At 34.1% G+C, this 16,056-nt stretch carries 15 protein-coding genes and 1 other RNA gene; 7 read left to right on the top strand and 9 right to left on the bottom strand.

The window, feature by feature from the left end; all coding sequences use genetic code 11:
- The first annotated feature begins 151 nt into the window (after positions 1-151).
- A complete protein-coding gene (gene pheT, locus G3A46_RS06105; protein ID WP_165147484.1) occupies positions 152-2,578 on the top strand; it encodes a phenylalanine--tRNA ligase subunit beta in 2,427 nt (808 codons plus the stop codon).
- Between the two features lie 18 nt (positions 2,579-2,596).
- On the opposite strand, the gene G3A46_RS06100 is transcribed toward pheT, so the two are convergent.
- On the bottom strand, positions 2,597-3,175 hold the full coding sequence (locus G3A46_RS06100) for a fasciclin domain-containing protein (protein ID WP_139855167.1): 579 nt from the start codon (positions 3,173-3,175) through the stop codon (positions 2,597-2,599).
- Between the two features lie 153 nt (positions 3,176-3,328).
- Between G3A46_RS06100 and G3A46_RS06095 the strand changes: the two genes are divergently transcribed.
- The 3 genes from G3A46_RS06095 (at position 3,329) to G3A46_RS06085 (ending at position 4,649) form a co-directional block, all read left to right on the top strand.
- Positions 3,329-4,048: a hypothetical protein gene (locus G3A46_RS06095; RefSeq protein WP_347237684.1), complete on the top strand. Its 720-nt coding sequence runs from the start codon at positions 3,329-3,331 to the stop codon at positions 4,046-4,048.
- Between the two features lie 126 nt (positions 4,049-4,174).
- Positions 4,175-4,417: a DUF2007 domain-containing protein gene (locus tag G3A46_RS06090; protein ID WP_139855166.1), complete on the top strand. Its 243-nt coding sequence runs from the start codon at positions 4,175-4,177 to the stop codon at positions 4,415-4,417.
- A 1-nt stretch (position 4,418) separates the two neighbouring features.
- Positions 4,419-4,649 (top strand): DUF2007 domain-containing protein, encoded by a 231-nt coding sequence (locus G3A46_RS06085; protein ID WP_139855165.1) that lies wholly within the window; start codon positions 4,419-4,421, stop codon positions 4,647-4,649.
- A gap of 96 nt (positions 4,650-4,745) precedes the next feature.
- Here G3A46_RS06085 and G3A46_RS06080 read toward each other — a convergent pair whose 3' ends face one another.
- Positions 4,746-6,371, bottom strand: coding sequence for an ABC-F family ATP-binding cassette domain-containing protein (locus tag G3A46_RS06080; protein WP_165147481.1), 1,626 nt, complete (start codon positions 6,369-6,371; stop codon positions 4,746-4,748).
- 142 nt (positions 6,372-6,513) lie between these two features.
- On the opposite strand from G3A46_RS06080, the gene G3A46_RS06075 reads away from it, so the two are divergent.
- Entirely contained in the window at positions 6,514-7,902 is a 1,389-nt protein-coding gene (locus G3A46_RS06075; RefSeq protein ID WP_165147478.1) for a hypothetical protein, read from the top strand.
- 88 nt (positions 7,903-7,990) lie between these two features.
- Here G3A46_RS06075 and fsa read toward each other — a convergent pair whose 3' ends face one another.
- The 4 genes from fsa to ffs form a co-directional block, all read right to left on the bottom strand.
- The gene (fsa, locus tag G3A46_RS06070; RefSeq protein ID WP_139855162.1) at positions 7,991-8,644 is read right to left on the bottom strand and encodes a fructose-6-phosphate aldolase; all 654 of its coding nucleotides are present in this window, start codon (positions 8,642-8,644) and stop codon (positions 7,991-7,993) included.
- Between the two features lie 118 nt (positions 8,645-8,762).
- Positions 8,763-9,248 carry a hypothetical protein gene (locus tag G3A46_RS06065; protein WP_165147475.1) on the bottom strand — a complete coding sequence of 162 codons (486 nt, stop codon included), beginning with the start codon at positions 9,246-9,248 and terminating at the stop codon, positions 8,763-8,765.
- Positions 9,249-9,279: 31 nt separating this feature from the next.
- Positions 9,280-10,086: an SDR family oxidoreductase gene (locus G3A46_RS06060; RefSeq protein WP_165147472.1), complete on the bottom strand. Its 807-nt coding sequence runs from the start codon at positions 10,084-10,086 to the stop codon at positions 9,280-9,282.
- A gap of 189 nt (positions 10,087-10,275) precedes the next feature.
- An RNA gene (gene ffs / locus G3A46_RS06055) (signal recognition particle sRNA small type) lies at positions 10,276-10,374 on the bottom strand.
- 87 nt (positions 10,375-10,461) lie between these two features.
- On the opposite strand from ffs, the gene G3A46_RS06050 reads away from it, so the two are divergent.
- Together G3A46_RS06050 and G3A46_RS06045 are read left to right on the top strand one after the other, a co-directional pair.
- Positions 10,462-11,505 (top strand): glutaminyl-peptide cyclotransferase, encoded by a 1,044-nt coding sequence (locus tag G3A46_RS06050; protein ID WP_165147469.1) that lies wholly within the window; start codon positions 10,462-10,464, stop codon positions 11,503-11,505.
- Positions 11,506-11,680: 175 nt separating this feature from the next.
- A complete protein-coding gene (locus G3A46_RS06045; protein WP_165147466.1) occupies positions 11,681-13,210 on the top strand; it encodes a hypothetical protein in 1,530 nt (509 codons plus the stop codon).
- A 76-nt stretch (positions 13,211-13,286) separates the two neighbouring features.
- On the opposite strand, the gene G3A46_RS06040 is transcribed toward G3A46_RS06045, so the two are convergent.
- From G3A46_RS06040 to glyA, 3 genes are all read right to left on the bottom strand, one after another.
- A complete protein-coding gene (locus G3A46_RS06040) occupies positions 13,287-13,784 on the bottom strand; it encodes a lipocalin-like domain-containing protein (protein WP_165147463.1) in 498 nt (165 codons plus the stop codon).
- A 161-nt stretch (positions 13,785-13,945) separates the two neighbouring features.
- Entirely contained in the window at positions 13,946-14,425 is a 480-nt protein-coding gene (locus G3A46_RS06035) for a nucleoside deaminase (protein ID WP_165147460.1), read from the bottom strand.
- Between the two features lie 174 nt (positions 14,426-14,599).
- A complete protein-coding gene (gene glyA, locus G3A46_RS06030; RefSeq protein WP_139855155.1) occupies positions 14,600-15,874 on the bottom strand; it encodes a serine hydroxymethyltransferase in 1,275 nt (424 codons plus the stop codon).
- Positions 15,875-16,056: the final 182 nt, after the last annotated feature.

The following is a 16,056-nucleotide window of genomic DNA, read 5'->3' as shown; positions in this document are numbered from 1 at the left end:
ATTAGATTTTGATTAGAAAACTGTATCATTTTGATTCCCCAACAACTAAATCTCTTTTTAAAATAATATCGCAAACAATAAACAATTAACTAGACACATAATACGCGAGAATATTATCTTTGCAGACTGTGTAAACTATTTTAACTAGAATATGACAATTTCTTACAACTGGCTAAAGCAATTTATTGATCTTCCTTGGGACGCTGAAAAAACAGCAGAACTATTAACCGACCTTGGTCTTGAAGTGGAGGGAATAGAAGAATTTTCTTCCGTAAAAGGCGGATTAAAAGGTGTTGTAGTAGGTCACGTACTTGAATGTGAACAACACTCTAATGCCGATAGATTAAAAGTAACTAAGGTAGATGTTGGTGGCGAAAAGCCTTTACAAATAGTTTGCGGTGCACCAAACGTAGCCGTAGGTCAGAAAGTTCCTGTTGCTACTATTGGCACAACCTTATATGACGCCGAGGATAAACCTTGGGAGATAAAAAAAGGGAAAATTCGCGGAGAATCAAGTGAAGGAATGATTTGCGCTGAAGATGAACTAGGAATAGGAGAATCTCACGATGGAATTATGGTTCTAGACAACGATTTAGTTCCTGGAACTCCTTTGTCTAAAATTTTAGAAGTAGAAAACGATACTATTCTTACAATAGGGCTTACTCCAAATCGCGCCGATGCAATGAGCCATTGGGGTGTTGCAAGAGATTTAAAAGCTGGGTTGTTACAAAAAGGTATCTCTAAAAAGTTAGACACTCCTTCTACTAGCAGTTTTAAAATAGACAACCGAGTATTAAAAATAGGTGTACAAGTAGAAGATAGCTCACTTGCTCCAAGATACTGCGGAATTACAATTAGCAATATTAAAGTAGAACCATCTCCAGCTTGGCTTCAAAATAGATTAAAATCTATAGGAGTTGCTCCTATTAACAATGTGGTTGACGTTACTAACTATATTCTCCACGACTTAGGACAGCCACTTCACGCCTTTGATGCTGCGAAAATATCAGGCAATAATGTAGTTGTAAAAACATTACCTGCAGGAACTAAGTTTACAACTCTTGACGGCGTTGAACGCGAACTCCACGAAGAAGATTTAATGATTTGCGACGCTGAAAAACCAATGTGTATTGCAGGGGTTTACGGCGGTTTAGATAGCGGAGTTACCGAAAATACAACAAGTATTTTCTTAGAAAGTGCATATTTCAATCCTGTGAGTGTTCGTAAAACAGCGAAACGTCACGGCTTGAGCACCGATTCATCTTTTAGATTTGAAAGAGGTGTTAACCCAAATATCACCGATTACGCACTGCGTCACGCGGTAATCCTAATAACTCAATTAACTGGCGGTCACGTGTCAAGTGATTTAATAGACATTTATTTAAAGAAAATAGACGACCACCAAGTTGTATTGAATTTTGAAAAAACCAATAGAATTATTGGTGAAGAAATTCCTCAAGAAACCATTAAAGACATTCTTACTTCTTTAGAAATAAAGATTAACAACTTTACTGAAACGGGTATCGGGATGACCATTCCGGCATATAGAAATGATGTAACTCGTGACGTTGATGTTATTGAAGAAATATTGAGAGTTTATGGATACAACAACATAAACTTCACACAAAAATTAAATGCGTCTATTGCACCTATTACTCCAGGACAAGATTATAGTGTTCAGAATAAAATAGCACAGCAGTTAACGGGGCTTGGTTATAACGAAATGCTTAACAATTCACTTACAACACCTAAATACGGTGGCATGAGCGAAACGGTTAAAGACAACTACAATGTTGAAATGCTAAACCCATTAAGTAGTGATCTTTCAGTTATGCGTCAGTCTATGTTGTTTTCTGGATTAGAAACCATAGCGTATAATGCTAATAGAAAGAATAGCGACTTAAAGCTTTTCGAATTTGGAAAAACATACCATAAATTCCCAGGAGGTCATATAGAGAATAAACACTTAGCATTGTTTATCACTGGTTTTAAAACACAAGGAAATTGGGCTTTACAAGAAGTAAAAACTAATTTCTTCTTCGGAAAAGGAAATGTTTCAGCCATTTTAGAACGACTAGGAATTAATGATTACTCCGAAACTTCTACTGACAACGATATATTCTCTGAAGGAATTGCTTTTAAAAAGAACAAGTCTACAATTGTGGAATTTGGAATCGTAAAGAAGAAAATTGCTAGTGAACTAGATGTTGATGCAGAGGTGTTTTACGCAGATTTTAATTGGGATGAAGTATTAAAACTAATTCCTTTAAAAACACTTAAGTTCCAGCCTATTCCAAAATATCCAGGATCACAACGTGATTTTGCACTTTTATTAGATGATTCTGTAAGCTTTGGTGACTTGCGTATTGCCGCGTTTAATACTGAGAAAAAAGTATTGAAAGAGGTAACGCTATTCGATGTTTATAAAGATAAAAATCTACCGGAAGGCAAAAAGAGCTATGCATTGTCATTTACTTTTGAAGACAAATCCAAAACATTAACCGACAAACAGGTTGATAAAATAATGGATAAGCTTAAAAGAACGTTTGAAAATGACTTCGGCGCAACTCTAAGATAACTGAGTTTTACTTAAAACTTACTCTTCTTCTGTCGGGAAAACTAATCCATCCACAATATGGAAAAATCCGTTTTTGTGATAGAAGTCTGATGCTATAATTGTAGCAGTTCTGTTTTCAGAATCTATAAGTTGTAGGTTGCCATCTTTTTCTCTAATAGCTAGGTTTTGGCCATTTAGAGTAGAAAGGTGTGCTGTTCCGCCATTTTTTAAAACAGCCATTTTTAAACTGTGACTATCCAACCTACCTGGCACTGTAAGATACCTTACTAGAGATTGTGTTATTGATTTATTACTGATAATTGAATCTCTACTCTGTTCTTCAATTTTCATAAAAGCATCATCTACAACAGCAAAAATGGTTACCATTTCCTCTTTTTCAAGTTTTGCCTGCAGCACTTCATCATTCAATATTTCAGAAAAAAATGTAAGCGATTTTGCTTCTGAAATATTATCAATAAAGGATTTTGTAGAGGTAAATGTTATATCGTTCCATTTTTTAGAAACTTCTACTTTTTCAGCAGAAAGGTATTTTTGCGCAACAGCGGAAGTAGTTAAATTGATTACCAATAGAAGTAATAAGGCATTTTTGAATGGCATAGCATAATTTTTATAGGTGTAAATATAGCAAATACAACAGCAAGTTTGTGAAAATCAATTTACAGCTATACTGTTTAATAAATTCATAAAATATTTAAATTATTTGTTTTGATGAATTCTTGTGCTTAAATTTATTCATCCTTAAGCTTCGCAATGATGTTTTCAAAAACAAATATCGAACAAAAACTTCACAATTATCGTTCAAAACGTATTGACGAAAATTCTATAATGGATGAAGTTTATCGTATTTTTTCTAACAACGAAATAGAACGATCTCAAATTGTTTCACGTCTACAAGAAAAATCTAAGGAACAGGAAAATTCATTTTCATTCGATTCTCTAGATGGCAAACGAATTTATCATATAGAAGACATAAAAAAGCTTTGTATAAACTACAGATTGCGTTTTTTAGATTCACATTATTTTAAAGGAGACTTTCCAGAAGAGGCTATTTCAGAAATAAGAAATCTAGAAAAGGAACATAACACTAAACTTAAGAATTTTAAAATTGTTGCTCCTGCTAAGCTTTTAAAGCTAGAAAATGCTGACGACCCACTACTTTTTGCTCCTATAGGGAATGACTATTTTTATTTAATACACAAGTGGGGAAACGATTTACACCCCTTCAGAAAACTTCTGATGTGGCCTTATAAAAGCTTTGAAAACATTGTATTTACAGTAGTTGTTATTAGCATTTTACTCACAATTTTAGCGCCTATCAATATGTTAACCTCAAATCCTAGTATTGGGCTTTATATATTTTTGGCTTTTTACATTTTTACAGCACTTGGAGGAATTGTAATTTTCTACGGTTTTTCTAAAGGGAAAAATTTTAACGGCGCTATTTGGAACAGCAAATATTACAACGCTTAAAATCCTCTAAATTCTTCTTACTAAAACAGGCATCCATCTTTTTGTGAAATTTTTCACACATAGTTTATACCTGAATTTGAAAATAAGTTAGTAATTTGATAATCTAATCCATAAACACATACAACTATGTCAGATAATTCAGAAGAAACAATTCGCATATACACTGGTTCAGATATTATGGCCCAAGCTCTAGTAGAAAGATTAGAGAATGTTGGAATCACTCCTATCCTTCGAGATGACGAACAGAGCGGGGTTATGTTTGGTTCTGGGAGTAAGTTTGACGACCAAGTACGCATCTTTGTTCGTAAGGATGAACTTTCGGTAGCGCAACCTATTGCAGATGCTTTTATTGAAGAAACAAAAGAATAACATGGCCAACACAACAAGAATTTATACCGGCCCAACACTTATTGCAAAAGGATTAGTTGCACGATTAAATGAAATAGGAATTAGTCCTATAGAAAGAAACGATCATGACAGTAGCTTAAGGGCTGGTCTTACTATGGGTATTGCAAACCAAACGATGGTTTTTATCCGAAAAGATGAAGAGCAAAAAGCACAACCTATAATTGATGAGTTTCTAAAAGATATTGAAGAGTAACAGAATGATTTAAAAATAGTTTACAATTTAAGAAAACAAAAAAACGGTCTAACTTTTATAGTTAGACCGTTTTTTTTAGTTGTTAAGAGTATTTAATTAAACTTCAACAGCATACATTTTGTCTCTTAATTCCTTAATTTTCTTATCGCTCATATACTCATCAAAGTTCATATATCTGTCTATTGCTCCATTTGGAGTAAGTTCGATTATACGAGTACCAACAGTTCTAGCAAACTCGTGATCATGAGTAGTAAGAAGAACAGTTCCTTTAAAGTTTTTAAGTGAATTGTTAAACGCAGTAATCGACTCTAGGTCTAAGTGGTTTGTAGGCTCATCAAGCATTAATACATTTGCACGCATCATCATCATTCTACTAAGCATACAACGTACTTTTTCACCTCCAGAAAGCACATTACTCTTTTTTAAAGCTTCTTCTCCACTGAACAACATTTTTCCAAGGAAACCTCTTAAAAACACTTCTTCGCGTTCTTCTTCAGTTTTTGCATATTGACGTAACCAATCCACTAATGACAGGTTGTTTTTGAAGAAAGCATCGTTATCTAAAGGTAAATAACTTTGATTAGTAGTAACACCCCATTGGAAAGTACCACTATCAGCTTTCATATTATCATTTAATATCTCATAAAAAGCTGTTGCTGCACGAGAATCTTTTGAGTAGATAACTACTTTATCTCCTTTAGCTAAGTTGATATCAACATCTTTAAAAAGCACTTCCCCATCAATAGATGCCGAAAGGTTTTCTACATTTAATATTTGATCTCCTGCTTCGCGTTCGCGTTCAAAAATAATTGCTGGATAACGACGGCTAGAAGGTCTGATATCTTCAATATTTAATTTTTCAATCATTTTCTTACGAGAAGTTGCCTGCTTACTTTTTGCAACGTTCGCGCTAAATCGCTGAATAAATTCTTGAAGTTCTTTCTTTTTCTCCTCTGCCTTTTTATTTTGTTGAGCACGTTGACGTGCAGCTAGCTGGCTACTTTCGTACCAAAACGTATAGTTACCGCTGTAATGGTTTATTTTTCCAAAATCGATATCACTAATATGGGTACAAACAGCATCTAGGAAGTGACGGTCGTGAGATACTACAATCACACAGTTATCGTAATTTGCTAGGAAACCTTCAAGCCAACTAATTGTTTCGTAATCTAAGTCGTTTGTAGGCTCATCCATAATAAGCACATCTGGATTCCCAAAAAGTGCTTGTGCAAGAAGTACACGTACTTTTTGTTTACCATCAAGATCCTTCATTAATGTATAGTGTAGACTTTCATCTATACCAAGATTTGAAAGCATTGCTGCAGCATCACTATCTGCATTCCAACCATTCATTTCTTCAAAGGCAACTTGAAGTTCGCCAATTTTTTCGGCATTCTCGTCTGTGTAATCTTCGTAAAGCTTATCTATCTGAGTTTTTATTGAAAACAACTCTTTGTTTCCTCGTACAACTGTCTCAAGTACGGTAAATTCATCATACGCGTTGTGGTTCTGTTCTAGAACCGACATACGTTTTCCTTTTTCTAAATGTACATGTCCCGAAGTAGGCTCTTGTTTTCCTGAAAGGATTTTCAAGAAAGTAGATTTACCCGCACCATTGGCACCGATAATTCCATAAATATTCCCTGTGGTAAACTGTGTATTTACATCATCAAATAAAACACGTTTACCAAATTGAACCGAAAGATTTGAAACTGAAAGCATAAAATTCTGTATTTTGCGCAAAAGTAGCTAATTAAGCGACACGCTGAAAATATTAAAGCTTTAAAAACCCTTTTAACCATCATTTAACATTAACCATCAAAAGGCTCTGCTATCTTTGTGTGTTAATCTAATTTTGTCTCATTTGTTTAGAAAACTACTCCTTTTACTTTCTGTTCTTGCACTGTTCTCCTGTAAAAATAAGGAAGAAAATACTGTGCAGACTACCTATATACGTGGGCAAATTATAAATCCTACGCTAGATTACGTTATATTTTCTAAAGGAAACATCGTTTTAGATACGATTCCTCTAGACGAAAATAACTTCTTTGAATATTCAACCGACAAAATTAAAGCTGGATTACATCTTTTCAGTCATAGTGAAGGTCAGGTATTTTACATTGAACCTGGCGATAGTTTATTAATACACATCAACACTATAGATTTTGACGAATCATTAGCTTTTTCAGGAAAAGGCGGGGACCAAAATAACTTACTGATTGATCTTTATCTAAAAAATGAGAAGGAAAATCAAAATCTTCCAAAATGGTATTCCCTTTCTTCGGAGGAATTTGAAGGCAAAATAGATTCTTTAAAAGCTAGTAAACTTCAGAGCTATGAAGAATTTATAGCAAATAATAAAGTTTCTGAAAGTTTTAAAGACATTGCGCTTTCAAACATCGAATACGATTATTATTCAAAAAAGGAATTATACGGAGCTGCGAATAGAAATACTCCTGCTAAGTTTTCTGATGATTTCTTCAATTACAGAAAAAACATAGATTTCAATAAGGACGAATTGAAGTTTTATTATCCATATTATCGTTTTCTAAATCGATATTTTGAAAATATGGTTTGTACAAAGTACAATGAAAATGATGTAATAGATCGAAATTCATTCGATTACAACTACAAAAAAATCCACATTATAGACAGTGTAGTCGCTTCAGATTCTATTAGAAATAGACTTTTACGCTACAATACGATCATGTATCTCTTTAATGCACAAAATGAAGAAGAAGAAACTCGACTTTTTGAAGCCTACAAAAAGATGAATACGGATATAAAATATTTGAATGAAGTTGAACAAGTTTATAATGCTTCAATTCAACTCATCAAAGGGAAGAAAATCCCTAATGTTCTATTGGTTAATACCGAAAATGTATTAAATGAGTTAACCAATGTTATTAATGCCCCTACTGTGGTGTTTTTCTGGAGAGGGCAACCTGCAATTCAGCACAGAAACCTGCACAAACGCGCTTCCGAGTTAAAAGCTAAGTTTCCACAATACGATTTTATAGGTGTAAATACAGACACGCACTTTAAAAGATGGAGAGACATTGTTTACAAATCTAAATACGACTCTAAGTTTGAATATCAGATAGAAAACCTAACTGATGCAGAGAAAAAATTCATATTAAGATATATCAATTACGTAATTGTTATCGATAAAGATGGAATTATTTTGGATGGTAAAACCAATATGTTCAACTTAGATTTTGAAGATCAATTACAAGCTTTCCTAAACGAATAACGCTTCAATAAGTTGTTTTGCAGCAACATATTAAAGCGTTATTATTTTATTTTAGAGTTCTTCTACTTCAATATTTACTGAAGTCTCATTAATTTCCTTTTTTATAATCTTCAAGAAACTTTTCTAAGCCAATATCGGTTAGTGGGTGTTTTAGCAACCCTTCTATTGAAGACAAAGGACCGGTCATAACATCCGCTCCTATTTTAGCACAGTTAATTACGTGCATCGTATGACGAACAGATGCTGCTAAAATCTCAGTTTCGAAGCCATAGTTATCATAAATTAGTCTAATATCTGCAATCAATTCCAACCCATCAGTTGAAATATCATCAAGTCGTCCTATAAATGGAGAAACATAAGTCGCTCCAGCTTTTGCAGCTAATAATGCCTGTCCTGCAGAAAACACCAAGGTACAATTTGTACGAATACCGTGGTCGGTAAAGTATTTTAATGCCTTTACACCATCTTTAATCATTGGAATTTTCACAACAATTTGCGGGTGTAACTCGGCAAGCTCCTCACCTTCCTTCACCATACCTTCAAAGTCTGTTGCGATTACTTCTGCAGATACATCTCCATCTACAATATTGCAGATATCTACATAATGCTTTAAAATATTATTTCGGCCAGTAATGCCCTCTTTAGCCATCAACGATGGATTAGTAGTTACGCCGTCTAGGACACCAAGGTCTTGTGCTTCTTTTATTTGGTCGAGGTTTGCAGTATCAATAAAGAATTTCATAAGTACAATTTCAGATTATTACACAAAAATAGCGAAGATTACTTCGTGGAAATAGGGTTGTTAAAAAAGATTGATAAGTTGATAATTTACAACAAATAGTCTAAATCTCTATAATATTTTACTGGAATATATTTTTTAAATCATTTATTGCCGTTAATTTTTCTTTATTATATCCTTTGATTGAAGCTGGAAGAATAATTAAAAAAAATATAAGAGGCCAAAGCATAAACCATTCAAATCTATTCTCAATTAATATATAGTACATAGAAACAGTAATGGTGATTAAGCTCAATAAAATAAACAATGAAATAATGTAAAAACTGAGAACTGGAAACTTAAGTTCTAATTCAATATTATTATCATTTATAATTCCAAAAATGACAGGTTGCCACGATCCATTTTCTCCATATATACTTTTACGCTGGATTTTGAATTCATTTCCTCTTCTAAACCCTTCATATATTTCTTTTGACTTTTGAGGATGTGTTTTACGAAATATGAATGAATTACTAAATGAAATATTAGCATCAAATCGTTCAATAATTTCAGACTTATTTAAATCCGTAACTAAATGAAACTTTTCAGCAGGGTAAATTAGAGACATAATCGACAAAGTCTAATTAAGTGAAGTAAAATTACTTCAACCCGTAATGCTTCAAAAGCATTCGTTCGTAAACTCTATCTGGCAATACGCGTTTTAAAACAATAGAAAATTTTTGCAAAGGAGCTCCTACCTTATAGTGTATCTTAGGATTTGGAGTTTCAATAATTTTATGAACTACTTTTGCCATTTCTAAGGGATCACCGCCATTATCTACATGTTCATCCATCATCTTTAGGGTGCTTCCGTAATCCCTTTTATAAGGTGAATCATCCAAAACTGGAGAGTGATATCTACCTGCAGCAATATTAGTAGCGAAATCACCTGGAGCTATATTGGTCATTTTTACACCAAATTGCAAAGTTTCCATTCGCATTGCCTCTATAGTAATTTCTAAAGCAGCTTTGGTTGCAGAGTATATTCCACGATATGGAAGCCCCATGTACCCAGCTATAGAGGTGATATTTAATATATGCCCTCCTCCCTGTTCTCGCATATGCGGCATCACAGCCTTAATCACATTAATAGGCCCGTAAAAATTGGTTTGAAAAGCCTTTTTAATCTCAGATTCTGGAGTTTCTTCAATAGGCCCCGTGATTCCAACACCGGCGTTATTTATAACAACGTCAATCCTTTTTGATTTGTCGATTATTTCAGAAATAACAGCCTCAATAGATTCAGTATCGTTTACGTCCATCTTTAATAACGGAAATACCGAACTTGAAATTCTATTAGGGTTTCTACTTGTTCCGTACACTTGGTAACCACGTTTTGATAAATATTCGCCAATAGCCTTACCAATTCCTGAAGAACCGCCTGTGATGAGTACTGTTTTAGACATAAAATTTTGTTGAAAAGCAAAGGTGCGTTTATGCAATCAGTTTTCCAAATAGTTTTTGCAAAAAGACACTAGAACAAAAACTGCTGCGCTGTAAGAAAAAGGATGAGTTTGAGATATTTTTTAGAATCTATTCTGTTTCCCTTCAGAACTGTTTTGAGCTACTTTCAGAACGAAAGTTTATTGCATAAAAAATGGCAAGCTACCTACATCACACCGCTACGACCATTTACCTTTGCTGCGTTCCCGCCCTGGAGGATTCAACAGGAGCTGGTTGTGTAGGACTTGCCGCTGCAAAGATAAAGCTTTTTCAAGTTTTTCCAAGTATTTTCACATTTCAATTTTAATAAATACCTTGCAGAAAAATTATCGTGAATCATGAAAATCTATAACGCTTTAATTCCTACACTCTTACTGCTTTTTTTAGGTAGTTGCGGAAATAATTCTGAAGACAAAAAAGATGCTTTTTCACTCGAAATTAACGAGCCGAAGAAGACATATACCACCGAAGATGTTATTTCTTTGACATTAAACAACAAGAAAAGTTTAAAAACAGATTCTATCGCCTACTTTTTAAACAATGATAGACTTGAAGTTTCAGGGAAAACGGTTTCTCTTTCTGGACAAAAACTGGGAGAAAAAACGTTATTAGCTAAAATTTACAGCGATGGTGATGAATATGAAGCATCAACAAAACTCCTTATTTTATCTTCAATAAAACCGAAGCTATACACATATAAAGTTATTGAAACCTATCCCCACGATATAAATGCATACACTCAAGGTTTAGAGTTTAATGGTGACATTCTATACGAAAGCACAGGGCAATACAAAGAATCTACCCTTAGAAAAACCGATTACAAAACGGGTGAGGTTTTACAAATGGTAAAACTTGCCGATCAATATTTTGGCGAAGGACTTACTATATTGAACAACAAAATCTACCAACTTACTTGGAGAGAAAACACAGGTTTCATCTACAATTTGGAAACTATGGAACAAACTGGAACGTTTGTTTATGGAAAAAGTAAAGAAGGTTGGGGACTATGTCAGGACGGAGTAAACATCTATAAAAGTGACGGAACAGATAAAATATGGACCTTAAACCCAAACACACTTGCCGAAAAAGACTATATCGAGATTTTCACAAACACTAGCAAAATCAGCAGTGTTAACGAATTAGAATGGGTAGAGGGAAAAATTTACGCGAATGTATACCAACAAGGTTCAATCGCTATTATCAACCCTAAAAATGGGGCGGTAGAAGGAGTAATTGACCTTACCGACCTTAAAGATAAAGTGACGCAGCACCCAAAACTAGATGTCCTAAACGGGATTGCTTATAAAGGTGAAGAAAACATACTTTACATTACCGGTAAAAACTGGGATAAGCTTTTTAAAGTTGAGATTATTGAAAAGTAAAAACCGTTATAATTTTAAGTAACTATTTTTCAACCACGAATTCACTAAACAAATTGCGAATTCGTGGTTGATTTTTTTTACAATAATATTTTACAAAATATCCTTTCAAAACTTCTTTTAGCATTACAATAATAAGCTTCATAAAAAGTTATATTTTTACCAAAACTTTATTTGAATGAGGTATTTATACGGATTAGCAATTTTGAGTTGCTTAGTGCTATGGAGTTCGTGCCGAAACGACTTTGAAACTGTTGCAAGTACTGGAAAATTAGAATTTTCGAAGGACACAGTTATGTTAGACACTATTTTTTCTAACATTGGTTCTAGCACATATAATTTAAAGGTTTATAACCGAAGTGATGAAGACATCAACATTCCTACTGTTCGATTGAAACAAGGAGAATCTTCAAGTTACCGACTTAATGTAGATGGTATGCCTGGAAAGGTATTTGAAAATGTTCAGATACTTGCCAAGGACAGTATTTTCATATTTATTGAAACCACTTTTGACGTAACGGGAGTACCTACAAATCCTAAAGAGTTTCTTTATACAGACCAACTTCTTTTCGATACCGGCGGCAATGAACAAAAAGTAGAATTAGTTACTTTGGTGAAAGATGCTGTTTTTCTATATCCTGAAAAATATGAGGACGGCACTTACGAATCTCTCAACTTAGGTATGGACAGTGATGGTAATGATATACTTGTAAAAGGATTCTTCCTTGACGACGACGAGCTTACATTTACAAATGAAAAACCCTATGTAATTTATGGCTATGCAGCTGTGCCAAGTAATAAAACACTTATGGTTGAAGCTGGTGCTCGTGTTCATTTTCACGCAGGAAGCGGAATTATAGTTGCTGAAAATGCTACTATGAAAGCTATGGGTGCACCAAGCTTGGACCGCGAAGCAATGGAAAACGAAATTATTTTTGAAGGCGATAGATTAGAACCTGGTTTTGCTGATGTTCCTGGACAATGGCTTACCATTAGATTTACTAGTGGAAGTGTAAATAACGAATTCAATTACACAACTATTAAGAATAGTACAGTTGGATTATTACTTGAAGACAGTCCTGTTACATTAAAAAACGTACAGATTTACAACAGCGCGAACGTTGGTTTATTAGCGCGAACTGGAGTAATTGATGCTGAAAATATGGTAATAAGCAATAGCGGACAATCATCATTAGCAATACAACTTGGCGGAAGTTATGAGTTTAGACATTCTACATTTGCTAATTACTGGAACAATGGATTCCGTACCTTCCCTACAGTTTCATTAGACAACAGTTTAGAAACTGAAGAGTATATTTTTGTAGCGGATTTAGTAAAAGCTAATTTCACAAACTGTATTATCTATGGAAGTGAGCGTCGTGAATTTTCATTATTAAAAAATTCGGAAGCTGATTTCAATTTTAACTTCACCAATTCATTGTTGCGTTTTGAAGATCCTACAGGTGAATTTAACGACAACCCAATTTATGATTTTGAAAACCCTCAATATTATACCGATTCAAAATTCAATATAGAACCTATGTTCCAGGACACTGCGCTTAACAATTACAACATTGAAGCCGGAACTTCTGGAGCTGATAATATTGGTAAAAATAATGTAAGCCCAAACATAGATTTAAACGGAAATTCTAGAAGTACTCCTCCAGATGCAGGAGCTTATGAGGCTACTGTTTTTCCTGAACCTTAAATTTTAAAACATTTATTTTCAACAAAAAACCCATCTTTAGGATGGGTTTTTTACTGCACTATTTTTAATAAAATTGTTATTTAACCTTCAACCATTTTAGTTTTAATCTTGAATTTTTTCTTTCTACCGGTTGCATAATTAAAGTATCGCCAACAAAGTAAAACCTTCTTTCGGCTGTAAGTCCAAATTCGGAAGGGTTTGAATGCGAGAGTTTGTAATGAGATACAATACTATCTGCTTCAGAAACTTTATAATTCCCCATATAATAATAGGACTTAGTAATGTGCTTTAAAGCTTCTAATGAAATGGAATCTGTAAAATTTGGAAATTCTACGCCTGCATTTTCGTATCCTTTATTGTAAAGATGAAGTGCTACATGATTGTTGTTATCGTATAAAAGATAACCATCCATCCCACCGCGGTAATGACTCCAAGTATTAGTTGTAGTATCGCGCACCTTCATACTTTCCAGTTTCCAAAGACCCGTAATTGATGGGCTGGTAAGTTTTTCGTTTTGACAGGAAATCGTAAACCATAAAACTCCGGCGGCAACGATATATTTAATTTTCTTCATTTATTAAAAACTCAATTCGAAATAATTCGCAAAAAGCAAATATTAAATTATATATTCTTTAATCTAGGATTTGCCGCAAGGTCTACTTTTGACCTTGTAGTTATAGTTAATTGCTCTAGAAAGTCGTAGATGGTATTGAAAATCTTGTAGAAGGGGATAATTTAGTAATCCACCCTACCCTCTTTATCTTCCCATTTATTAAAAACGACTCTACCTTCTTCTCTGTTCAGATTGATAAATTTCACGTTTCTATCTTCAATATTCTTATCTATTTCATCATAAATAAAATGGTCGTCGAAACCTATTTCAGCTGCGTCTTCTTTAGTACAAGCATAATACACAGCTTTTGGTCGAGCCCAGTAAATCGCACCTAAACACATAGGGCAAGGTTCACATGAAGTGTAAATAATACAATCATCCAACTGAAACGTATTCAGTTTTTCACAAGCCTTGCGAATAGCTACAACCTCAGCGTGAGCAGTAGGATCGTTACTAGATGTTACTTGATTATAACCTTCGGCGATAATTTCACCATTCTTTACTACTATCGCTCCAAAAGGACCACCAGCATCAGCATTCATCCCTTTTTCAGAAAGTTCAATCGCTCTATTTATAAATTTTTTATCTTCTTCTGTAATCATTTCAATTTATTTTAAAAAAATGGCTCTAATTGTTTTTAGTAACTATTAGAAAATTTATCTATCGACTTAATTTATTTAGGTTTAAGTCTAAAAAAACCTATAATAAAAAAACAACTCTCCAACTATACCTAGAAATATTTCAGGGAAAGTTAGAGAGTTGTTTTCTAGGAGTTATTACATTTTAAAAAGTGGTAAACCAGACATCATCTCGTTAACCTCTTCGGCAATGCTCTCTAATTTAGCTTCGTTATCGTGATTCATAATTACCTCATCAATCAAGTCGACAATTTTACCCATATCTTTTTCAACCAAACCACGTGTTGTAACGGCTGCAGTTCCAACTCTAATTCCACTTGTTACAAAAGGTGATTTATCATCAAAAGGCACCATGTTTTTATTTACTGTAATATCAGCTTTGCTAAGTGCTTCTTCTGCCTCTTTTCCAGAAATATTTTTATTTCGAAGGTCAATAAGCATCATATGGTTATCTGTACCACCTGAGATAAGATCGTAACCTTTATCAACAAAATGCTTTGCCATTGTAGCTGCATTTTTCTTCACTTGTACCATATAGTGCAAGAACTCATCTGTTAATGCTTCACCAAATGCAACTGCTTTAGCCGCGATAATATGCTCTAATGGCCCTCCTTGGTTTCCTGGGAAAATTGCACTATCCAAGATACTGCTCATTTTACGAAGTTTTCCGTTTTTCAGTTTAATACCAAATGGGTTATCAAAATCTTTCCCCATTAAAATCATACCTCCACGAGGACCGCGTAAAGTTTTGTGTGTTGTAGTAGTTGCAATATGGCAATGAGGTAATGGATCACCAATAATACCTTTAGCAATAAGACCTGCTGGGTGAGCTATATCTGCAAAAAGGATTGCTCCAACTTTGTCCGCAATCTCGCGAAAACGCTTGTAATCCATTTCACGTGAATACGCAGATGCTCCGGCGATTATCATTTTTGGCTTTTCTCTCAGTGCGATTTCCTCAACCTTATCGTAATCGATTAGTCCAGTTTCTTTTTCAACACCATAGAAAACAGGGTTGTAAAGTTTACCAGAGAAGTTTACTGGTGAACCGTGCGTAAGGTGACCACCGTGAGAAAGGTCAAAGCCTAAATATTTATCGCCTGGGTTTAAGCAAGCTGCAAAAACTGCTGTATTTGCTTGTGAACCACTATGTGGCTGCACGTTTGCATATTCAGCTCCAAAAAGTGTTTTTGCACGATCAATTGCTAGTTGTTCAACTTCATCAACAATTTCACAACCTCCGTAATAGCGCTTACCTGGATAACCTTCAGCATATTTATTAGTTAAAACTGATCCAGCAGCTTCCATAACTTGGTCGCTTACAAAGTTCTCTGAAGCTATCAGCTCCAAACCATTTTTCTGTCTTAGTTTTTCCTCTTCTATAAGTTCAAAAATCTGTTCGTCGCGTTTCATAGTAAAATTTTATTATTTGAAATAAGGGTTAAAACATCTGTTTATTTTCAAAAATATTAAGCTCTTAAAACCTTTTATGAAGCTAATATTTTTTTTGAAAGTTAATTAATTCCAAAAATAGCAAATCCAATTGGTAACTGTCGTGAAATATATATATTTGATGAAGAATTTAATGAACAAAA

This window comes from Aequorivita sp. KMM 9714, assembly GCF_011065475.1.
GTDB lineage: Bacteria > Bacteroidota > Bacteroidia > Flavobacteriales > Flavobacteriaceae > Aequorivita > Aequorivita sinensis.
The sequence above is the reverse complement of the archived record's forward strand: the minus strand, read 5'-3'. Positions and strand labels throughout refer to the sequence as shown.